Genomic DNA, 22,122 nt, shown 5'->3' with positions numbered 1-22,122 from the left:
TTAACGCTTCGCGAAAACGGCAGAGGTATCTTGATGCGTCCAGAACCTATTCGGATGCCGGTTTGAGCTTGTGCAGCCGGCCGGCCACGGCGCGCACCTTGCCCGGCGACGCCCGCCAGATCGAGAGCGCCGACAAGCCGCTCACGACCATGGCAATGCCGAAGGCGAGCGTGTAGTCGCCGGCGCGATCGTAGAGCAGGCCGGTCACCCAGGGGCCTGCCGCACCGCCCGCCAATGCTGCCAGCATGATGGTGCCGAAGATGCTGCCCTGGTGCCTGCCCTGAAAAATCTCGAACACCACCGCGCCCATGATCGAGGTCAGGCCGTAGCCAAGTGCGCCTTGCGTGAACACCATGACGTAGACGAGCCAGAGCGAGGGCTGGAATTTTAGCGCGATCAGCGCGCCGAAGCAGACGACAAAACCTGCGCAGCTGATCGCCCAGACCCACTCACGCCCGATGCGATCGGAGACATAGCCGAGCACGATCTGGCCGGGAATGCCGAGCAGGCTGACGATGCCGAGCGCCCACACCGCGACGCCGGGGCTGAAGCCGATATCGAGCAGGAATTTCGTTTGATGCACCTGTACCGCGTACCAGATGTACAGGCCGGAGAAATAGCCGACCGTGATCCACCAGAACCGCGCGGTCGCGACGGCGCGTTTCAGCGTCCATTCGGTGTTGACCCAGACGGGATCGACCACGTTGGAGATCGGCTTTGCCGCGCCTGCGGCTGGGGCCGCATCGCCGTCCGGCCGCAGGCCGATATCCTCGGGGCGCTTGTGCAGCAGCAGATTGATCGGCGCCAGCGCGATCAGGACGAGCAGGCCCATCGCGGTGCAGGCGGTGCGCCAGCCGGTCTGCTCGATCATGTGCTGCACCCATGGCAGCAGCGTCACCGAGCCGATGCCGACGCCGGCAAAGGCGATGCCGATGGCAAAGCCGCGCTTGCGGATGAACCAGTTCGGCAGGAACAGCGACTGGCCGGAGTAGCCGAGACAGACGCTGCCAGCGCCGACCATGACGCCGATGGTGACATAGAGATGCCAGGGCTGGCTGGTGAGCGGTGCCAGCAGCAACCCGCCGCCCATCAGCACGACGCCGAGCTCCATCACCGCGCGCGGACCGGCGCGATCCATCAGACGGCCGATCAGCGGGCTCGCAACGCCGGAGGCGACGAAGCCGAAGGAGAAGGCGCCCGCAGTGATGCCGCGCTCCCAGCCGAATTCGGAGATGATCGGCGGAAAGAACAATGAGAAGGCCGTGCGAGCATTGACGCCGATGGCCATGGTGACGAAGGTCACGGCGACCACGACCCAGCCGTAGAAGAACGGAAGCCGCATTTTTCTATTTCATCCCTAGACGATCCTACCGACCATCTGAGGGTGTCCGGGTCAAGCGCTTTTCGCGCATGCCCCTAGAGCGGCAGCGCTATCGCATTTGGGAGCGGTCTCCCGCGGCCCATCCTTCGAGACGCCCGCTTGAGGCGGGCTCCTCAGGATGAGGGCTGAGTGCGCGGCTACAGTTTCAACAGCCAGCGATGCCGCTTAGCCTCGTCCTGAGGAGACCGCCACCGGGTCCGCGCAACGCGCGGCCCGATGACAGGCTCCGCGGTCGTCTCGAAGGACGAGGCGCGCGCTCAGGCGGCGTCGAGCTGTGAAGGCTGGACGGACTCGTCGAATGCGATCTCGTCGAATGGCTGCGGACGCCCGAACAGATAGCCTTGCGCAAAATTGACGCCGAGCGCCCTGAGCCGCTCGAACTCCTCGGCTGTCTCGACGCCCTCGGCGGTGACCGACATGTCCAGCCCGCGCGCCAGCGTCACGATCGAGGAGATGATGGCGGATGAGCGGGGCTGGTGCGTGAGGTTGCGGATGAACGACTTGTCGATCTTGATCTTGTCGAACGGGAACGCGGTGAGATAGCTGAGCGACGAATAGCCGGTGCCGAAATCGTCGAGCGCCAGCTCGATGCCGATGCTCTTGAGCCGCTCCATGAAAGCGTGATTCTCGACGCCGCGCTCCAGCAGCACCGATTCCGTGATCTCGATCTCCAGCCGCTCGGGTGACAGGTCGGAATCAGCCAGCGCCGCGCAGATCATCTCGAACAGCTCGGCTTCCTTGAACTGGATCGGCGAGAGATTCACGGCGACCATCAGGTCGGAGGGCCAGCCGGCCGCGTCCGCGCAGGCGCGCCGCAGCACGAATTCGCCGAGCGGAACGATCAGCCCGGTCTCCTCGGCCAGCGGAATGAACTGATCCGGCGGGATCAATCCGCGGCTCGGATGCCGCCAGCGCACCAGCGCCTCGAAGCCGCGCCGCGCGCCGCTCGTGGCCTCGACGAACGGCTGGTAGTGCACCTCGAGCTGGCAGCGCGCGATCGCATCGCGTAAGTCCCCCTCCAGCGTGTTGCGCGCCTCGAGCTCGGCCGACATCGCCTCGTCGTAGACGGTGAAGCAGTTGCGGCCCGCCGATTTCGAGCGATAGAGCGCGAGGTCGGCCTTTTTCAGCAGCTGTTCCTGGTCGCTGCCGTGATCCGGCGCGATCGCGATGCCGATGCTGGTGCCGATTTCGACGCGATGCCCGGGCAGCAGGAACGGCTGCGCGACGAGCTTGGCGATCCGCGCCGCGAGCTCGGTCGAGCAGGCGCGCTGATCCTCGCAGGCTTCCTGGATGATGGCGAATTCGTCGCCGCCGAGCCGCGCCAGCACGTCGGTGGCGCGCAGCGCGGATTTCAGCCGCTGCGCCACCTGACGCAACAGCACGTCGCCGGCGCCGTGACCGAGGGAATCGTTGACGTTCTTGAAGCGGTCGAGGTCGAGCATCAGGATCGAGAAGGTCGCACCGCTATCGTCGAGCTGGCGGTTGAGCTCGTCGAGCCGGGCGAGGAAGAAGGCGCGGTTCGGCAGGCCGGTCAGGATGTCGGTCTGGGCGAGCTCGAGCACCCGCCGGTTCGCCAGCGACAGCCGCCGCGAATTGCGGCTGGCAAGCATGAGATAGGTCGACAGCGACAGCGTGAGCAGCATGCCGACGATGAGGACCGCGACCGCGCGATCATAGGCCGTCTCCAGCGCGCCGCCCGCCGTCGGCATGGCGCGCACCTGCCAGTCGGTATCGCCGATCTTGAGACCGCCCGACCAGTGCAGAGTCCGCGCGACATCCCGCATCGACTGCGGCGCGGTGGCGGCGGACGAATAATCCGGCAGCATGTCCTCGAGACTGACGATCTGCCCGGTGAAGGGCGGGTAGACGTTCACACTGACCGCAGGGCTCGCTCCGGTGGTTACGCGAATGGACTGGATCAGCAGCGGCAGATCGAAGATGCCGACCACGAAGCCGGCCAGGTTGCGACGCCGGTCCGCGATCGTGTCGCGCGACGTTCCCTTGGCATAGACGGGAATGGCGACGAGGACGTCGGGCAGCCGGCCGCCCTCCCTGGGTTCGTAGAGACGGGTACGGATGGCCGCAACCCGATCGTTGTCGCGGGCGCGCTCCAGCGCCGCAAGGCGTTCCGGGATGCTCGCATAATCCATGCCGTAGACCTGCGACGTCTTCGGCTGCGTCGAGTAGAACACCGGGAAATATTCGTCGCTCTGCGGCGCGGCCGCGAAGGCATCGCCCTCGGGCACCTTGATGCAGTAGCCGGACACGCCGTCCGTGATTGCAGCTGCCTCGTATTCGGCGCGCTCCTTGCGGTTCACGCGCGGCAGCCAGGCGATGCGCAACATGCCGGGATGGCGCTCGAACAGGCGCGCGCTGAAGGTTTCGAATTCGCTGCGGGTGATTTCCTCGTTGGTCGATTCGAACAGCGTGCGCAGCGCGACGAGCCTGGAGATGTACTCGCCCATGCCATTCTGCATGACGATCGCTTCGGTTTCGGCCGCGTTCTCGAACTCGATCGTGTTGACGCGGTTTTCCCATCGCGCAACGGCGGCGGCGCCTACCATCGAGAACAGAAGCCCGACGGCGACCGCGACCAGCGCAGGGCGATAGAGCCCGAGCAGCGGCGCGGCACGCCACCATCCGGTCACTCGCTTCCGATCCTGATCGTTCCGATCGCGACCACCCATCTTGATCCGCACGTCCCCTTCGGCACGGCGGCACGAACTTCTGGTTGAGCCGCCGGAACTGCTATCGGACAAGGATCGGGGTTAAGAACTGCACAATATCGGAACGAGGCCGTCCCGCATTGCGCGGAGTAGTTAATGACTGCCGTGCAAGTCGCTGCAGACTGGAAATAACTTTCCGGTTTTACCCGGAGTCTTACGGATCATCGGTACGGCGCCGGTTAGCGAGCTGTTCAGCCTGCAGAACTATGTTTCGAACACGCTCATCCTGCACCCGGCAAACACTCCCATGACCCGATCGCGCTCCGCGACATGTCTCGCCTTGACCATCGCATTGCTGGCAGCAAGCCTGCTGCCGGCGCAAGGCGGCGAGGCCGGCGTCGGCGACGATGCGATCCTGTTCGGCCAGGCGGCTGCGCTGGAGGGCCCCTCCTCCGCGCTCGGCCAACGCATGCGGCAAGGCATCGTCGCGGCGTTCACCGAGATCAACGCCAAGGGCGGCGTCCACGGCCGCAAGCTCCAGCTCGTCAGCCGTGACGACGGCTACGATCCCGACCGCTCGGTGGCGCAGACGTTGCGGCTGATCGACGACGACAAGGTGTTCGCGCTGATCGGCGCGGTGGGCACGCCGACTGCGATGGCGACGATACCGATCACCAGCGCCAGGAACATTCCCTTCATCGGCCCGTTCACCGGTGCCGAGTTCCTGCGCGACCTCGAGCTTGCCAACGTCGTCAACATCCGCGCGAGCTATGGCGCGGAGGCCGAGGCCTGGGTCAAGCATCTCACCGAGGATCGCCGGTTCACCCGTATCGGCATCTTCTACCAGGACGATGCCTTTGGCCGCGACGGTCTCCTTGGCGTGAAGCGCGCGCTCGCCAAGCGCGGCCTCGAGCTCGCCGCCGAAGGCACCTTCGAGCGCAACACCCGCGCGGTCGGCGCTGCCTGGCGCATGATCAAGCGCGCCGACCCCGAGGCCATCGTCATGGTCGGCACCTACGGGCCCTGCGCCGAGTTCATCAAGCTGGCGCACCGCAGCGGCGCCTATCCGACCTTCGTCAACATCTCCTTCGTTGGCGCCAATGCGCTCGCCAAGGAGCTCGGTCCCGACGGCGAGGGCGTCATCGTCTCGCAGGTCGTGCCGTTTCCCTGGGATCGTTCGCTCAAGCTCGTCGCCGACTACCAGGCGGCGCAGCAGGCGTTCGATCCGGCGCTGACACCGGACTTCGTGTCGCTCGAAGGCTATCTCTCCGGCCGCCTCACCGCCGCGGCGCTGGAAAAGGCAGGACCGCAACCGACGCGCGCGAGCCTGCTGCACGCCATCAACGAGATCGGCCGCTTCGACATCAGCGGCAGCATCGTCACGGTCGGCATGCGCACGATCGACACGCCGGCGAAGGTGTTTCTGACGGTGATCCAGAAGGACGGGACGTTCCGGGCGGTGGACCGGCTGTAGGGCCGCTCAGGGCCGGCGCGTCCAGCGCTCGGCGTTGACGGCGCCTTGCGGCACCTCGCCCCGCACGATCGCTTCCACCTGCCGCACGGTTTCCAGCGACTGGTATTCGATCGCCTGCGGCGTCAGTCCGCCGACATGCGGGGTCGCGATGACGTTCGGCAGCCTGGCGAGCTCGGGCGTCGGCATCTGGTCGGGCGCGCGGCCGACATCCATCGCGGCACCGGCGATGCGGTTCTCGCGCAGCGCGCGTGCCAGCGCGGCCTCGTCGACGAGATTGCCGCGCGAGAGATTGACGAAGACGGCATGCCTCTGCATGCGCGCCAGCGCCGCCTCTCCGATCAGGTTCTCGGTCTGCTCGTTGGCGATGGCGAGGCAGACGACATAGTCCGATGCGGCGAGGAGCTCGTCGAGACCGACCCGCCTGATCGCGGCATCGCTGACATCAGCGTAGGGATCGGAGACCAGCACCTCCATGCGCAGCACTTTTGCGATCTCGGCGAGATAACGCCCGATGCTGCCATAGCCGATGATGCCGATCCTGCTGCCGGCGAGCTGGCGGCCCATCCGCGCCTCAGGCTTGCGGCCGGCCTGGTAATCCGCCGTCGTCCGCGACACGCCGCGGGAGAGGTCGACCATGAAACCGAGCGCGAGCTCGGCGACCGCCTGCACGAAGCCGGGCCCGGCGCGGGTCACGAGCACGCCGGCTTGCGACGCCGCGTCCACATTGACGTTGCGGATGTCGACCGCGCAGCGGACGAAGGCCCGCAGGCGCGGCAGTTGCGCAAAGATCTCGCCGCGCCCTTCCGTCATGCGATCGGCAACGATGATGTCGGCATCCTTCGCAGCGCGCACGAGGCCGGCCGCATCCAGCGTTTCGTCGCTCTCGTGCAGGATCACCTCGGCGGCCGCGCGCAGGCCGCTGAGGCTGCGATCGCCGTAGTAATTGCGCCGCATCTCCGGCGTGTGCGCGAGCAGAACCTTCACGACAAAAACTCCTTCAGTAGCCGAATGCCCGCGGCAGCGCGGTCGAGAGCCATGGCACGAAGGCGATGACGAGCAGGCAGAGGAACAGCAGGCCAAGATAGCCCATGATCGGCTTCACCGTCTGCTCGATCGGCACGTTGCCGATCAGGCAGGCGCCGTAGAGTCCGAGCCCGAGCGGAGGCGCGAACAGGCCGATGCCCATCGCGATGACCAGCACGACGCCGAAATGCAGGGGATCGACGCCGAGCTGAACCGCCACCGGCAACAGCAGCGGCCCGAAGATGATCAGCGCCGCCGCGCCCTCCAGCACCGAGCCCATCACAATCAGCACGACGATGGCGAGCAGGATGAACAGCCAGACGCCCGAGGTCTTGGAGAGCCCCAGCATGAAATCACCGACCGCATGCGGCACCTGCTGCAAGGTCAGCGTGAACGCCAGCGATTGCGCGGCGGCGACGATGAACAGCACGAGACCTGCGCGCGTTGCGGCCTGGACAAAGCTGTGCGCGGCCGTCCTGAAGCTGAGCTCGCGGAACACGACGCTGCCGACGACCAGTGCATATGCCACGGCAAAAGCGGAGATCTCGGTCGCGGTGGCAAAGCCGCTCTTGAAGCCGAAGAAGATCAGGAAGATCAGGCCGAACGCGGCGATCGCGCCGCTCCACAGGCCCGACACTGGCATCTGCGGCGCGACATCCTCAGCCTCCGGCGGCGGCTTGCCGAAGATGATGGACACCGCGATCAGCACCAGCGCCATCAGCGCTGCCGGCAGCAGTCCCGCCATGAACAGACCGCCGATCGACAGGTTCGCCACGAAGCCGAGGATGATCAGGTTGATGCAGGGCGGAATGGTTTCCGCCATCACCGCGGAGGCCGCGAGCAGCGCCACCGCGCCGCCCGGATTCTGCCTGGAGCGGCGCGCCGCCGGGATCAGCACCGAGCCGACAGCGGCGACATCGGCCATCTTCGAGCCTGATATGCCCGAGAACAGCACCATCGAGGCCACCATCACGACGTTGAGGCCGCCGCGCATCCGCCCCACCGCGCGCTGCAGCAGCTCGATCAGGCGCACCGACATGCCGTTGGCTTCCATGAGATAGCCGACGAGGATGAAGAACGGGATCGCGAGCAGGACGAAATTGTCGATGCCGCGCGCCATCTGCTGGGCGAAGATGACGCCGGGCAGCGCGCCCTCGACCCAGATGAAGATCAGCGCGGCGAGCGCCAGCGCAAAGCCGATCGGCAAGCCGCCGAACAGGGTCGCGAAGAAGCCGATCAGCATCAAGGTGCCCGCCGACGGCGCGGAGGACGGTGACAGATAATCCCAGGCGAGATGGAGGCCGGTGACGACGATGATCGCGACCAGCCCCCTGACGATATCAGGCAGCGGCCTTGCGCAGAGATGGTCGATCGCGAACACCGTCATGAACAGCGCCCCGATGCCCATCGGATAGAAGGTCAACTCCAGCGGCAGGCCGGAGCCGGTGGTCTGCCCCGCCGTCAGCGAACCCAGCTTGATGGCGTGATAGGCGACGTAGCCGGAGATCAGCACGATCAGCAGGGCGCTGGCGGCATCGACCAGCGCGCGCAGCCGCACCGACAACAGGTCGCGGAAGAAGGAGACGCCGACATTCTCGCCGCGCGCGAGCGCGCTCGCCGCACCGAAGAAGGCCGAGCCGACCATCAAGCCGCGCGCGACGTCGTCGGACCATTCGACCGGTGCATTGAAGAAGAAGCGCAGCAGCACGGACGCGCACACAACGATGAGATCGGCGGCCAGCAGCACGGCCGCGATCGCATCGCTGAGGCGAAGCAGGAGCGCCATGCTGCCATGGCGGCCGCCCGGGAGCGGCACGGCGGCTGTCATCGCCATTTCGGACTTGGCCATTGGGACTTGGCCATCAGGCTTGCGTCGCGCGGATCATGTCGATGACCGGCTTGGAATCCGGCCGCGCCTTGATGAAGTTCTCGTACTGCGGCGCGACGCGCTTCTTGAAGGCTTCGCGGTCGCATTCGGCCACCGTCACGCCCTTCTCGGTCAAGGCCGCCAGCGCCTCCTTCTCGACCGCCAGCCCATGGGCACGCGTGTCAGCTGCGGCCTTCTTGGCGGCATCGAGAAAACCCTCGCGCAGCTTCGGATCCATGCGGTTGTAGGTCATGTCGCTGAAGTAGATCGCGAGCGGCGAGAAATTGTGCTGCGTCAGCGCGTAGAATTTTGCCGTCTCGAAGAACTTGCTGGCGAGGATCGTCGGCGGATCGTGCTCGAGGCCGTCGAGCACGCCGGCCTGCAACGCCGTGTAGATCTCGCCAAAGGCCAGCGGCGTCGCGGCCGCGCCCATCAGGCGCAGGCATTCGGTGATGACGGGATTGGGCAGTGTGCGGATCTTGAGGCCGGCGAGATCCTCCGGCGTCTTCACCGGCTTCTTCGCCAGCACGCTGCGCGAACCGAAATTATAGGCCCAGGCGATGATGCGGATGTTGCCGCCCTTGAGCAGGGCGTCCTCGATCGGCTTGGCGGCGCCGACATCGAACGCCTTGGTCTGCTGCGGGAAACTCGAGAACAGGAAGCCGAGGTCGAAGGTGCCGACCAGCGGCACCAGATTGGCCGAGATCGACGAGCCCGACACCATGAGGTCGATGACGCCGAGCTTCACCGAGTTGATGACGTCGATTTCCTGGCCGAGCTGGTTGTCCGGGAAGAAGGCGACCTCGATCTGCTCGCCGAGCCCGTTGCCCTTCAGGTTCTTGACGAGGTTGTCGTAGTAGACGCGGCCATTGGCATATTTTGGATCGTTCGGCAGCGAGGAGGAGCATTTCAACTTCATCGTCGCAGCTTCGGCGCGGCCGATGATCGCGGGAGAGAGCACGAGGCCGGCGGTGACCGCCGCCGATGACTTGATGAACGCGCGACGGTTCACGGGCACGATGGTCATGGTGCGGTCTCTCCCCAATTATTCTTCTTGCAGCCGCGATCGTTGTCGCGGCGTGTTGGCTCGACTGTATGGCCAAAGCGACGACACAGGCAAGGGATGCGGCCGGCGGCGTCGCGATGGCGCGAGCGGCAGGCGCTCTGCAGAAACCGCGACGGAACGCCTTTGTTTATCGGTGTTTTCGCGCATGCCGCACGGCAGCGACAAGTCCTGCCATGCAGGATTGAGAGGGATCGATCCAATTCAGGTATGGATCAATGCCGAACGCATATCGATTGGATTGCACAAGGCAGACGAACGAAAGCCGCGGGATCGTGATCCCGCGGCCCGCAAGGCTTCAGCGAATGCAGTGATGTCAGCGCGAATGCGCGCCGCTGAGCTGGCCGCCCGCCGCGACATCACGCGAGGGACGCAGCGCGTAGGCGCCGTCGCCGAGCAGGGCCTGCGCCGCGAGCGCAATCGCCCAGAAGGCGGGGAATTCCCAGCCACCCTTGGGATTGGTGAAGAAGAAGCCGGCCGCGCCGTGCACCGAAAAGATCGCACCGAGCAGGATCGGGATTCCGGCCAGCGCCGCATAACGGGTCCAGACGCCGAGGATCAGGGCGACGCCGCTGAGCACTTCCACGGTCATGATGAGATAGGCGAGCTCGGGCGGGAAGCCGAGGCTGCCGAAGAACTTTGCGGTGCCAACCGGGGTGAACACGAACAGCTTCAGGCTAGCATGGGCGAGGAACAGCGCGCCCAGGGTCACGCGCAGCACCAGCGCGGCGTAAGGGGCGGTACGGGAATCGATCATGGCGGTCTCCTTTGCAGCGCAACATGATCTATTCTCAATTCGATGATAATCTGCTATTTTCGAAATATACTTCACACTAATAGAGTGAGATAGGCTTGCTCGACCGCCTGACCAGCCTGGAGGTCTTCGCGAAGGTCGCCGCGGCCGGCAGCCTGTCCGGCGCAGCCCGGGCCATGGGCCTGTCGCAGACCATGGTGACCAAGCATGTCGCCTCGCTGGAGGCGCGGCTCGGCACAAAACTGTTCCACCGCACCACGCGGCGGCTCTCCATCACCGAGGCCGGACGGAGCTACCTGGAATCCGCCGAGCGCATTCTCGCCGACATGGAGACAGCCGATGCCGCGATCGCGCGCGAACGCGTCGAGCCGCGCGGGCTGCTGCGCGTCAACGTCCCCGTCGTGTTCGGCACGAGGCAGATTGCGCCTGCGATCGCGGAGTTCTCGGCAGCCCATCCCGAGGTCACCGTCGAGCTCGGTCTCAACGATCGCCTCGTCGACCTCGCCGAGGAAGGCTGGGACCTCGCGATCCGCATCGGCAGCTTGCGCGACTCCAGCATGGTGGCCCGAAAGCTCGCGCCGAACCGCCTCGTGGTCTGTGCCGCACCTTCCTATCTTGCCAGGCACGGCACGCCGCGCACCGTCGCCGACCTCGCCGGGCATAATTGCCTCGGCTACACGCTCTCGCAGCAGGCGAGCGCGGCGGAATGGCTGTTCGGCGTCCACGGCGAAATCCGCGTCCAGGTCAGCGGCACCTTGCGCGCCAACAATGGCGATGCGCTGCGCGCGGCGACGCTGGCCGGCCTTGGCCTCGCGCGACAGCCCACCTTCATCATCGCCGACGATCTGCGCTCAGGCGCGCTGGTCGCGCTTCCCCTCGACCAGCCGGAGATCCAGACGTCGGCGGTGCATGCGGTCTACCTGCCCGACCGCCGTCCGCCGGCCAAGGTGCGCGCCTTCATCGACTTCCTCGCCGCGCGCTTTGCGCCTGTGACGCCCTGGGACCGCGGACTGCCGTGACGCGCTACGGCCGGACGCGCCAGCTGCGGCAGACCCACGGCCCGATTTTGTCGCACGCCCAACGTGAGCCAGCGCACAGACGGCGTCATGGCACGGACGTAGAAAAGGTGACATCATCGCGCGCATTGCCGATGGAGGTGATATCATGCGCCGTCCAGTCCTTTCCAATTTGCTGCTTGCGTCCGGCCTTCTCGCTCTCACACAACTGACAATGCCGACCGATGCTGCGGCCGAAGCGCGGCTTGCGCTGGTGATCGGCCAGTCGGCCTATCGCACCGTGCCGGAACTGCCCAACGCCGCCAACGACGCCAAGGGCATGACCGAGCTGCTCGGCAATGCCGGCTTCACCGTCACGTCGGCAGCCAACCTCGGCCAGAACGAGATGCGCACGGCGATCTCGGACTTCGCCGGCAAGGTCAGCGCCAGCGGCGCCGACACCGTCGCGCTGGTGTTCTATGCCGGCCACGGCCTGCAGATCGACGGCGAGAACTATCTGGTGCCCGTCGATCTCGATCCCAAGCGCGAGGCCGACATTCCGCTCCAGGGCGTGCGGCTGAACGACATGCTGAACACGCTCGGCGCGCTGCCGACGCGGGCGCGCATCTTCATGCTCGATGCCTGCCGCAACAATCCGTTCCCCGCGCTCAGCGGCGCCGGCCACGGCCTTGCAATCGTCGACACCAAGGCCGGCTCGCCCGGCTCCTTCATTTCCTACTCGACCTCGCCCGGCGCCGAAGCCGAGGACGGCAATGGCATCGACAGCCCCTACACCACGGCCGCGCTGACCATCGCCAAGCAGCCCAATCTGCCGATCGAGGAGGTGTTCAAGCGCATCCGCGTCGCGGTGGCGCAATCGACCGACGGACGGCAGATCCCCTGGGAAAGCTCGTCGCTGACGACCGATTTCAGGTTCTTCGGCGGCGAGAGCAGCGGTCAGCCGGCTCTGCCGGGCGCGTCGGCCATGGCGCTCGCCAACGGCACGCGCAGTGTCGCGGACTGGCGCAAGGATTTGCAGGGCAAGGAGCCGAAGGCCGCCTATGAGCTCGTGATCACTGAGGACACCGTGGAGGCGTATCAGGCCTATATCGAGCTCTACGCGCAGGACGCCCGCACGCCGCGCCTGCGCACGGTGGTGGAGCGCCGGCGCCAGATGCTGGCCTGGGAGCGCGCGGTCGCGATCAACACCCGCGCCTCGTTCGAGGCTTACCTCGCGAACTGGGACAATAGCGATCTCGCGGCGACCGCGCGCAGGCTGCTGCTCCGCGTGCAGAACCGCAACTATGCGCTGCCCGTCGCCGCGGCAGCCACCCCTGCTCCGGTCGCCGTCGCGATGGCGCCGACCTGCCCGTGCTCGACGCCCACGCCTCCGGCGAGCCCCGTCAACCCGGCCGTGACGCCAATCATCAAGAAGCGCGTCGACGACACCCCGCCGAAGCGCAAGGTGGTCGAGACGCCGCCGAAGCCGCGCCGGCCGCCGCCTGAGGAAGTCGTGTACGAGCGCGCACCGCTCCCCGGCCCGCCGCCCGGCGCCGTGATGCAAGGCATCGGCATCGGGATTGGCATCGGCATGGGCATGGGTGGTGGCGGCCGGGGCGGCGATTATCACAACGACCGCGGCCGATACTGAGAGGACCTCGCGCGATACGGAGGACAGCTATGTCCTCCGTCATTGCGAGCGAAGCGAAGCAATCCAGAGTCTTTCCGCGGAGGGATCCTGGATTGCTTCGCTCGCAATGGCGACGGATGTAGAGAGATTGCGTCTACCGCCTTCCAATCCGGAAATGCTGTAGTCTATTCGATCGACACAAGCATTTCCGGGGACCTCGATGCCGCACGACGCCGATGCCAAGCACGCATGGCCTCTCTTCCGCTCGCTCGCATCCTATTCCCTGCCGGGCGACCTGATGGCGGGGCTGACGCTGGCGGCGATAGCGATCCCCGAGCAGATGGCCACCGCGCGGCTCGGCGGCTTTGCGCCGCAGATCGGCTTCTTCGCGTTCATGGCCGGCTCGCTCGGCTTCGCGCTGCTCGGCGGCAACCGCTTCCTCTCCTGCGGCGCGGACTCCACGATCACGCCGATCTTCGCCGGCGGGCTTGCCGCGCTCGCCGCGGTCGGCTCGCCTGAATATCAGGGGTACGCGATTGCGCTGGCATTGATGGTCGGCGCGATGATGCTCGCCGGCGGCGCCTTCCGCCTTGGCGGCATCGCCAACCTGCTGTCGGTGCCGGTCATGGTCGGCTTCCTCGCCGGCATCTCCGTCCACATCATCGTATCGCAATTGCCCGGCGTGCTGGGACTGAAGTCGCCGGGCGGGCCGACGCTCGATCGCATCGGCGCGCTCGCCGGCGAGCTTAACCGCAGCAATCCCTTCACGCTGTGCATCGGCCTCGGTGTGCTCGCAACGGTCTTCGTCTCCGAGAAGATCAGCGCGAAAATTCCAGGGGCGCTGATCGGGCTCGTCGCCGCAACGCTGGCCACGATCGGTCTCGGCCTCGAAAGCAAGGGCGTCAGCGTGGTCGGCGTGGTGCCGGGCACACTGCCGCGGCTCACCTTGCCCGAGCTCGCGCCGGAGCATTGGGTGCATCTGGTGTCGCTCGCCTTCGTCATCACGGTCGTGGTGATGGTGCAGACCGCCGCGACCACGCGCTCGTTCCCGTCCGATCCCGACAAGCCTGCCGATGTCGACCGCGACTTCCTCGGCGCGGGTGCCGGCAGCGTGCTGTCCGGCCTGTTCGGCGCGTTCCCGGTCAATGCCAGCCCGCCGCGCACGGGGATCGTCGCCGAGACCGGCGGACAATCGCAGCTCGCGGGGCTTGCGGCGGCGGCAATCGTGCTGGCGCTGCTCGCATTCGGCACCGGACTGCTGCGGCACGTTCCGGACGCGGCCCTCGGCGGCATTCTGCTGTTCGTCGCGCTGCGGATCATCCGCGCGAAGCAGATCGCCACGATCTACCGGCAATCTCGAAGCGAATTCCTGCTGATCGTCGCGACCGCGACGCTGATCATCGTGCTGCCGATCCAGCAGGGCGCGTTCCTCGGCATCGTGCTGTCGCTGCTGCACGGCATCTGGAGCACGACGCGGGCGCGGCTGGTCGAGTTCGAGCGCGTGCCGGGCACCACGATCTGGTGGCCGGCCCATCCGCACATCAGCGGCGAGCGCATCGATGGCGTTGCCGTGATCGGGCTCCAGGCGCCGCTCTCGTTCCTCAACGCACCGGGTTTCCGCAGCGACGTGGCCAAGGTGCTCAGCACATCGACGCCGCAACTGCTGGTGCTCGAGGCCGGCGGCATGGTCGAGATCGACTTCACCGCCGCGCAGATCCTGCTCGAAATCTTCAAGGCGTGCCGTGAACAGGGCGTCACCGTCGCACTGGCACGGCTGGAATCCGTGCGCGCGCAGGAGGCGTTCGAGCGCTTCAGATTGTACGATGCCCTGCCCCGCGAGCACGTCTTCCACAGCGTGGACGAAGCGGTGCGCAAGCTGGCGAAATAGTCGTCCTTACTGCGCCAGCACGGGATGATCCCGCAGCACCGTCTCGCGGATCCAGCTGGCATGGATCGCGCGAAACAGGATTTGCGCGGTCTTGAGGTCGCCCGCCTCCATGCAGAGATCGACGATGCGATGGACCGCATCATCGCGCATCAGTCCGTCCGAGATCTTCATCGCGATCTCCATCGCGACCTTGGCCGCGCGCTCGTAGCGCGCGCTTTCGTGCTTGTCGTTGCGTGCAGACCCCGCCGCGCTCGCGGCCGCCGCCTCGCAGATCGCACGAATGCGCGCGACGGCCTCGATGTCGCCGAGCGGCCCCTCGATGGCTTCGTCCCAGATGTCCTGTCGCGTCTTGCGCGCGAACCACTTCATCGCCCCACCATCCGCGGTCTTCGAGCCGTCATCTTGCCGCGCTTTAGCCTCTCTCCAGCATAGAGAGGCCCATCGATATCGGCGAGGCGATTTTTCCGTCACACTCCACCTTGATACGCATTCAGGATGTCCGACGTGGACCGATGGCCTCGAACTGCGCCTTCTGTTCGTCATTCAGCGTGGCGTAGAAATCCTCCAGTGCCGCGCGCACCGACTTGACGCCGTCGAGCATCATGTCGAGCCGCTTGCGGACCGCGGCCATTCGTGCCGGCGGCGTCATCACGTCGCTCGGCTCGCAGGCCGCCTTGAGCGATGCGCTGACCTTGGCACTGGTATCCTGGAGCACCTGCAGCGCGGCGCGCTGCGTGTCGTTGGGATGAAGCCGGGCCTCGATGTCGGTGCCGGGCCAATCGAGCGCAGCAGGCGAACCGCAAGTCTGGACCAGCGATCCCCCGCTGCCGTTGGAAGGCGCTACGCGACGCTGATCTTCTGCCAGCGCGTTGAATCGCGCCTTCTGCTCGTCGGTGAGCGAGCCATAGAATCTATCGAGGGCGGGCTGAACGAGATCGACGGCTTTCACCATCGCCTCGACACGCTGCTGCATCGCCGCCAGCCGGCCGGGCGCTGTCGCCGCGACCTGCGTCGGACAGGATGTGCGGATCAGCGCTGCAGCGTCAATCGAGGCATTGCCGAGGGCATCAAGACTGGCGCCCTGCGCCTCGGTCGGCTGCACCGCCGCGGCGATCTGATCGACCGGAAGACCGACGATTTCGCGCCGGTCGCTGCCGCACAGTTGGTCCAGCGCAACACCTCGCGCCCGCCGCCGGCCCTGCGGGGGCGGTGGCAGATAGGCCGAAAGGCCGTCATAGCCATAGGGGCCGAAGAGGCCGGCATAGATGTCCGGATAGCCATAGCCCCAGAAGCCGAGACCGTCGCCCCAGATCGTGTAGTCGTAGAGGTCGTTATAGGCGAACGGCCAGAACAGCGGTCCGACCCAGCCATAACCGCCTCCCGTGTGCTGCCACCATCCGCTGCTGGTGCCATGCCAGCCGGCGAGCGCAGCCGCCGCCGTGATCTGGGCGCGTGCCGCCGGGTTGCTGATCAGACGACCGTTGCGGAAGGCGCTGGAATGCAAATTGAGCGCGTTGCGGAAGTTCGCAGGGCGCACGGCCGCATTGCGGATCTGGCCGAAATTCGAACCGTGCCGGGCGCCGGTTGCAAACCGCATCGCGCGATGATGACCGCCACCATGCGCATGCCCGAAGCCGTGGCCACCGAAGTGGCCGCCGCCGTGATGGCCACCACCGTGCCCGCCGCCATGGCCGCCACCGTGACCACCGCCATGTCCGCCACCGTGGCCGCCACCGCCCTTGCCCAAGGCCGTGCCCGCCAGCAGACAGGCAAGCGCCATCACGGCAATTCCAATGACCGGTCGCAACATCGCATCCTCCCGCAGAACCGCGCCATTGAGGCATCGGAACCTGGCAGGAATTGGAACCAGCGGGACTGCCGAAAGTTCCCGGTCCCCGGGCGGCGTCGACGTTGCTTTTGGTGCGCCGCGCGCTACGCCTCCGGCACGATCTTGCCGGGATTGAAGATATTGAGCGGATCGAGCGCCTTCTTCAGCGCCCGCATCGCGTCCAGCGCCTCGGGGCCGAGTTCGGCCTTGAGGTATTTCTGCTTGCCCTGGCCGATGCCGTGCTCGCCGGTGCAGGTGCCGTCCATCGCCTGCGCGCGCTCGACCAGGCGATGCATGAACTCCTCGCCGCGCGCCATCTCGTCGGCATCGTTGGTGTCGCAGACCAGCGAGCAGTGGAAATTGCCGTCACCGACATGGCCGACGATCGGCGACAACAAATTGAGGCGCTTGAGGTCCTCCTCGGTCTCGCTGACGCAGTCGGCGAGCCGCGAGATCGGCACGCAGACGTCGGTCGCGACCACGCCGATGCTGTCGCCGGGGCGCAGCGCCTTCACCGACCAATAGGCGTCGTGCCGCGCCTGCCACAGTTTCGTGCGATCCTCAGGTTTGGTGGTCCAGGAGAAATCGCCGCCGCCGCAGTCCTTTGCGATCTCGCCGAACGCCTTGGATTGCTCGGCGACCTCGATCTCGCTGCCGTGGAATTCCATCAGCAGCAGCGGCGTCTCCGGCAGCGTCAGCTTCGAGTAGGCGTTGCAGGCCTTCACCTGCGCGGCATTGAGCAGCTCGATGCGGGCGACGGGAATGCCGGTCTGGATCGCCAGGATCACGGCCTGACACGCCCCGTGCACGGTCTCGAACGATACCGCGCCGGCCGCAATCGTGTCAGGGATACCGCGCAGGCGGATCGTCAGTTCCGAGATGATGCCGAGCGTACCTTCGGCGCCGACGAACAGATGCGTCAGGTCGTAGCCCGCGGACGATTTCTTCGCGCGCGTGCCTGTGGTGATGATCTCGCCGTCGCCGCGCACCACCTTCAGCGCCAGCACGCTGTCGCGCATGGTGCCGTAGCGCACCGCGTTGGTGCCGGAGGCGCGGGTCGAGGCCATGCCGCCGAGCGAGGCATCCGCGCCGGGATCGATCGGGAAGAACAGGCCCTGGTCGCGCAGATGCTCGTTCAGCGCCTTGCGGGTGACGCCGGGCTGGATCACGCAGTCGAGGTCCTCGGCATGCACCGCAAGCACCTTGTTCATGTCGCGCAGGTCGATCGAGATGCCGCCGGCCGGCGCGTTGACCTGGCCCTCGAGCGAGGTGCCGGTGCCGAAGGCGATCACGGGCACGCGGTTCTTCGCGCAGATCCGCACCACGTCCTGGATGTCGGCGGTCTCCTGCGCCATCACCACGCCATCAGGCGGCTGGTTGACGATCCATGTGGTGGTATGGCCGTGCTGCTCACGGACGGCCTGCGAGGTGATGAGGCGGTTGCCGAAGCGTGCGGCAAGCTGTTCCAGCGCGCTCGCGAGGGCTTTCGGCTCCGGCCGCGGCGGATTATTGGTGATGGTCGTACCCACGGACATTCCTCCAGACAGAAGAAACCGTGGCAAAGGACATAAAACCGGTCAAGTCAAGGGACCGGACGCATAGCTTGGGAAGGACACATGCCGGAGACCGCCACAGCCCCGAACGCCGAGCCGTTCCGCAGCTCGATCATGCAGATCGAGCCGCAATGGATCGACTATAACGGCCATCTCAACATGGCCTATTACAACGTCATGTTCGACCGGGCGATCGACGAGTTCTGGCTCGATATCGGCATCGGCCCGGTCTACAAGACCGAGCGCCACGGCTCGACCTTCACCGCCGAATGCCATGTGCGCTATTTGCGCGAGATCCATCTCGGCGATCCCGTGCAGATCCTGGTGTGGCTGCTGGAAGCCGACGACAAGCGGCTGCACACATTCGAGGAGATGAGGCACGGCACCGAGGGCTGGCTGTCCGCAACGTCCGAAAACATGTCGCTGCACATGGACATGAAGGCGCGGCGCGTTGCGCCGTTTCCGCCCGACATCCAGCAGCGCATTGCTGGCATCGCCAAGACCCACAGCGCCCTGCCGCGCCCCGAGGGCGTCGGCCGCAATGTGGCGATGCCCTCGAAGCGGTAGTGCATGATCCGGAAAAGTGTAAAGCGGTTTTCCGGTAGGATCATGCACCAATCAGACCCGCTATATCCTGGTGCGGCCGCGGGCGAGGCCGACCACGGCCGAGATCAGGAACAGGACGACCGCGATGAAGAAGATGACCTTGGCGATCTCGATCGAGGCGCCGGCGATGCCGCCGAAGCCCAGAATGCCGGCGATCAGTGCGATAACCAGAAACGTCACAACCCAGCCTAGCATGGTCAAACCCTCGTCTTGATGTCTCTCGGCACGGCTGGCCGCGCCACCTGCCAGACAATCTCGACGCGGGAACGATGGTTCCGACACGTATAACGGCGAAATTCGCGCCTGCCGCAGGAACAAATCGGCCCGCCGTGTACGTGGAAAACCCGCGCCGACGCCCCATATAGGCAGCAATCCCTGTTAAGAAGGCTCCCTCCCGTCACCCCGCGGTGCCATCGTGGGGCCAAATGATTCGCATGACCGAGCCGAGCAAGATCACAGGCGTACCCGACCACCAGCCCGCAGCCGGCGGCATCGCCGCGCGTGCGCGCGCCTCGGTGGGCCCGAAATATTTGTCCGGGCTCAATCCGGAGCAGCGCGACGCCGTGGAGACGCTGGACGGCCCGGTCCTGGTGCTGGCCGGCGCCGGCACCGGCAAGACGCGGGTGCTGACGACGCGCATCGCCCACATCCTGAGCCAGGGCCGCGCCCGCCCCGCCGAGATCCTGTCCGTGACCTTCACCAACAAGGCCGCGCGCGAGATGAAGCACCGGCTCGGCCAGATGCTCGGCCACGCCGTGGAAGGCATGCCGTGGCTCGGCACCTTCCACTCCATCGGCGGCCGCATCCTGCGTTTCCATGCCGAGCTGGCGCAGCTCAAATCGAACTTCACCGTGCTCGATGTCGACGACCAGGTACGGCTGCTCAAGCAGCTGCTGCAGGCCGAGAACATCGACGACAAGCGCTGGCCGGCGCGCATGCTGGCCGGCCTGATCGACGGCTGGAAGAACCGCGGACTGATGCCGTCGCAGGTGCCCTCGGGCGAGGCCGCGATGTTCGCCAACGGCAAGGGCGGCAAGCTCTACACGAGCTATCAGGAGCGGCTGAAGATTCTGAACGCCGCCGATTTCGGCGATCTCTTGCTGGAGAACATCCGCATCTTCCGCGAGCACCCGGATATCCTCAGGCAGTACCAGCAGCGCTTCAAATACATCCTGGTCGACGAATATCAGGACACCAACGTCGCGCAATATCTGTGGCTGCGGCTGCTGTCGCAGGCGCCGTCTTCTTCCTTCGCCTCTCCCCGCTTGCGGGGAGAGGCCGACGCGCAAAGCGCGGCGGGTGAGGGGGACTCTCCCAGCACCGAGCCCGTGGAGACTCCCCCTCACCCCGACCCTCTCCCCGCAAGCGGGGCGAGGGAGAGAACCAAAAACATCTGCTGCGTTGGCGACGACGACCAGTCGATCTATGGCTGGCGCGGCGCCGAGGTCGACAACATCCTGCGCTTCGAGCACGATTTCCCCGGCGCCAAGGTGATCCGCCTCGAGCGCAACTACCGCTCCACCGGCCACATCCTTGCCGCCGCCTCGCACCTGATCGCGCACAACGAGGGCCGGCTCGGCAAGACGCTGCGCACCGAGGACCAGGACGGCGAGAAGGTCACGGTGACAGGCTCGTGGGATTCGGAAGAGGAAGCCCGCGGCATCGGAGAAGAGATCGAGCAGCTGCAGCGCCAGGGCGAGAAGCTCAACGAGATCGCCATTCTCGTCCGCGCCTCCTACCAGATGCGCGAGTTCGAAGACCGCTTCGTCACGCTGGGCCTGCCCTATCGCGTCATCGGCGGCCCGCGCTTCTACGAGCGCGCCGAGATCCGCGACGCGCTGGCGTATCTGCGCGTCATCAATTCGCCGGCCGACGATCTCGCCTTCGAGCGCATCGTCAATACGCCCAAGCGCGGCCTCGGCGATGCCACCGTGCAGATGCTGCACGACCATGCCCGCAAGCGCCGCATTCCCTTGTTCGAGGCGGCGCGTGCCGTGGTCGAGACCGACGAGCTGAAGCCGAAGGCGCGCGGCTCCTTGCGCGACCTCGTCGCGCAGTTCGACCGCTGGCGCGCCCAGCGCGAGGTCACCGCGCACACTGACTTGGCCCAGATCGTGCTCGACGAGAGCGGCTACACCGAGATGTGGCAGAAGGATCGCTCGGCTGACGCCGCGGGCCGGCTGGAGAACCTGAAGGAACTCGTGCGCTCGATGGAGGAGTTCGAGAACCTGCAAGGGTTTTTGGAGCACATCTCCCTCGTGATGGATCGCGACGGCGGCGCCGAGGAGGACGCGGTGTCGCTGATGACGCTGCATTCGGCCAAGGGCCTCGAATTCGACAACGTGTTCCTGCCCGGCTGGGAGGAAGGCCTGTTCCCGAGCCAGCGCACGCTGGACGAACAGGGCCGCGCCGGCCTGGAAGAAGAGCGCCGGCTCGGCCATGTCGGCCTGACCCGCGCCCGCCGCCGCGCCATGATCTATTTCGCGACCAACCGGCGCATCCACGGCACCTGGTCGACCACGATCCCCTCGCGCTTCCTCGACGAATTGCCGGCGGCCAATGTCGAGATCACGGAATCCAAGGGCGGCTCGGCCTGGGGCGGCACCGGCGGCTACGGCGCCTCGCGCTTCGACGACATGGAAGCGTTCGGCTCCAGCTATTCGACGCCGGGCTGGCAGCGCGCGCAGGCCAACCGCAACCGTGGCGGTGGCCGCAATGGCGGCGGCCGAAGCGGCGGCTTCGAGGAAGAAGCCGCGACGTTCTCGTCCTCCTCATCGTCAGGACCGGATTTCGGCAGCTTCTCCTCGCGCCGCCGCGGCCCTCTCACCATCGAGGGCGAACTGGTCGCCAAATCCACCGGCACCACCTCGGAATTCTCGCTTTCCGACCGCGTCTTCCACCAGAAATTCGGCTACGGCCGCGTCACCAAGATCGACGGCAACAAGCTCACCATCGCCTTCGACAAGGCCGGCGAGAAGAAGGTCGTGGACAGCTTTGTGCAGCGGGCGTGAGGCCCGATATGGCTCAGTACGTTGCCATCATTGAGAAGGAAGGGCCGGACGACGCCGTCAGCTTGTGGTTTCCGGACCTGCCGGGCTGCATTTCAGGCGGCGACGACGTTGACGAGGCCTTGGAGAGCGCGCCCGAAGCGCTCGCGTTCTATGCTCAGGAGTTGACAGAGGATGGCCGCCAGCTTCCCCCGCTGAGGACGCTGGCCCAGCTCGAGGCCGACCCGGAGTTTGCCGACGACCTCAGGAACCACACCGCCGTCCTGATCGAATGGCCTCCCCTTACCGACGCCGCCGAGTGAGGACTGTTCGCCGCACTCGCCGGACTCTCGACGGCTCTCCCCCGAACAGCCCTTGACCACCGCGAACTTCCCCGTATCAGATAA

At 66.3% G+C, this 22,122-nt stretch carries 17 protein-coding genes; 7 read left to right on the top strand and 10 right to left on the bottom strand.

Annotated elements, in window-relative coordinates:
• Positions 1-46: 46 nt before the first annotated feature.
• Complete coding sequence (locus GGD63_RS11310) at positions 47-1,342, bottom strand: MFS transporter (protein WP_183241828.1); 1,296 nt, start codon at positions 1,340-1,342, stop codon at positions 47-49.
• Positions 1,343-1,638: 296 nt separating this feature from the next.
• Entirely contained in the window at positions 1,639-4,068 is a 2,430-nt protein-coding gene (locus tag GGD63_RS11305) for an EAL domain-containing protein (protein ID WP_183242323.1), read from the bottom strand.
• A gap of 286 nt (positions 4,069-4,354) precedes the next feature.
• Here GGD63_RS11305 and GGD63_RS11300 point away from each other — a divergent pair, with 286 nt between their 5' ends.
• Positions 4,355-5,521 carry an ABC transporter substrate-binding protein gene (locus GGD63_RS11300; RefSeq protein ID WP_183241826.1) on the top strand — a complete coding sequence of 389 codons (1,167 nt, stop codon included), beginning with the start codon at positions 4,355-4,357 and terminating at the stop codon, positions 5,519-5,521.
• Positions 5,522-5,527: 6 nt separating this feature from the next.
• Here the strand turns inward: GGD63_RS11300 and GGD63_RS11295 are convergent, their stop codons facing one another.
• The 4 genes from GGD63_RS11295 to GGD63_RS11280 all read right to left on the bottom strand — a co-directional run bounded on the left by GGD63_RS11295 (position 5,528) and on the right by GGD63_RS11280 (position 10,231).
• Complete coding sequence (locus GGD63_RS11295) at positions 5,528-6,505, bottom strand: hydroxyacid dehydrogenase (RefSeq protein ID WP_183241825.1); 978 nt, start codon at positions 6,503-6,505, stop codon at positions 5,528-5,530.
• 13 nt (positions 6,506-6,518) lie between these two features.
• On the bottom strand, positions 6,519-8,372 hold the full coding sequence (locus GGD63_RS11290) for a TRAP transporter large permease subunit (protein ID WP_183242320.1): 1,854 nt from the start codon (positions 8,370-8,372) through the stop codon (positions 6,519-6,521).
• A gap of 34 nt (positions 8,373-8,406) precedes the next feature.
• Positions 8,407-9,438 (bottom strand): TRAP transporter substrate-binding protein, encoded by a 1,032-nt coding sequence (locus tag GGD63_RS11285; protein ID WP_183241823.1) that lies wholly within the window; start codon positions 9,436-9,438, stop codon positions 8,407-8,409.
• Positions 9,439-9,790: 352 nt separating this feature from the next.
• A complete protein-coding gene (locus GGD63_RS11280) occupies positions 9,791-10,231 on the bottom strand; it encodes a DoxX family protein (protein WP_183241821.1) in 441 nt (146 codons plus the stop codon).
• Positions 10,232-10,326: 95 nt separating this feature from the next.
• Here GGD63_RS11280 and GGD63_RS11275 point away from each other — a divergent pair, with 95 nt between their 5' ends.
• From GGD63_RS11275 to GGD63_RS11265, 3 genes are all read left to right on the top strand, one after another.
• Positions 10,327-11,247, top strand: a complete 921-nt coding sequence (locus GGD63_RS11275) for a LysR family transcriptional regulator (RefSeq protein WP_183241819.1) — start codon at positions 10,327-10,329, stop codon at positions 11,245-11,247.
• A 145-nt stretch (positions 11,248-11,392) separates the two neighbouring features.
• Positions 11,393-12,874 carry a caspase family protein gene (locus GGD63_RS11270; protein WP_183241817.1) on the top strand — a complete coding sequence of 494 codons (1,482 nt, stop codon included), beginning with the start codon at positions 11,393-11,395 and terminating at the stop codon, positions 12,872-12,874.
• 199 nt (positions 12,875-13,073) lie between these two features.
• Entirely contained in the window at positions 13,074-14,741 is a 1,668-nt protein-coding gene (locus GGD63_RS11265) for a SulP family inorganic anion transporter (protein WP_183241815.1), read from the top strand.
• 6 nt (positions 14,742-14,747) lie between these two features.
• Here the strand turns inward: GGD63_RS11265 and GGD63_RS11260 are convergent, their stop codons facing one another.
• The 3 genes from GGD63_RS11260 to GGD63_RS11250 form a co-directional block, all read right to left on the bottom strand.
• Positions 14,748-15,110: a hypothetical protein gene (locus tag GGD63_RS11260; RefSeq protein WP_183241813.1), complete on the bottom strand. Its 363-nt coding sequence runs from the start codon at positions 15,108-15,110 to the stop codon at positions 14,748-14,750.
• 121 nt (positions 15,111-15,231) lie between these two features.
• Complete coding sequence (locus GGD63_RS11255; protein ID WP_183241811.1) at positions 15,232-16,551, bottom strand: Spy/CpxP family protein refolding chaperone; 1,320 nt, start codon at positions 16,549-16,551, stop codon at positions 15,232-15,234.
• A 122-nt stretch (positions 16,552-16,673) separates the two neighbouring features.
• The gene (locus GGD63_RS11250) at positions 16,674-18,098 is read right to left on the bottom strand and encodes an FAD-binding oxidoreductase (RefSeq protein ID WP_183241809.1); all 1,425 of its coding nucleotides are present in this window, start codon (positions 18,096-18,098) and stop codon (positions 16,674-16,676) included.
• An 87-nt stretch (positions 18,099-18,185) separates the two neighbouring features.
• On the opposite strand from GGD63_RS11250, the gene GGD63_RS11245 reads away from it, so the two are divergent.
• On the top strand, positions 18,186-18,689 hold the full coding sequence (locus GGD63_RS11245) for a thioesterase family protein (RefSeq protein WP_183241807.1): 504 nt from the start codon (positions 18,186-18,188) through the stop codon (positions 18,687-18,689).
• Positions 18,690-18,749: 60 nt separating this feature from the next.
• Here the strand turns inward: GGD63_RS11245 and GGD63_RS11240 are convergent, their stop codons facing one another.
• On the bottom strand, positions 18,750-18,923 hold the full coding sequence (locus tag GGD63_RS11240; RefSeq protein WP_183241805.1) for a DUF1328 domain-containing protein: 174 nt from the start codon (positions 18,921-18,923) through the stop codon (positions 18,750-18,752).
• Between the two features lie 230 nt (positions 18,924-19,153).
• Between GGD63_RS11240 and GGD63_RS11235 the strand changes: the two genes are divergently transcribed.
• The gene (locus tag GGD63_RS11235) at positions 19,154-21,739 is read left to right on the top strand and encodes an ATP-dependent helicase (RefSeq protein WP_183241803.1); all 2,586 of its coding nucleotides are present in this window, start codon (positions 19,154-19,156) and stop codon (positions 21,737-21,739) included.
• 8 nt (positions 21,740-21,747) lie between these two features.
• Positions 21,748-22,038, top strand: a complete 291-nt coding sequence (locus GGD63_RS11230) for a type II toxin-antitoxin system HicB family antitoxin (protein ID WP_183241801.1) — start codon at positions 21,748-21,750, stop codon at positions 22,036-22,038.
• The last annotated feature ends 84 nt before the right edge of the window (positions 22,039-22,122 follow it).

This window comes from Bradyrhizobium sp. cir1, assembly GCF_014198245.1.
Lineage (GTDB): Bacteria > Pseudomonadota > Alphaproteobacteria > Rhizobiales > Xanthobacteraceae > Bradyrhizobium.
The sequence above is the reverse complement of the archived record's forward strand: the minus strand, read 5'-3'. Positions and strand labels throughout refer to the sequence as shown.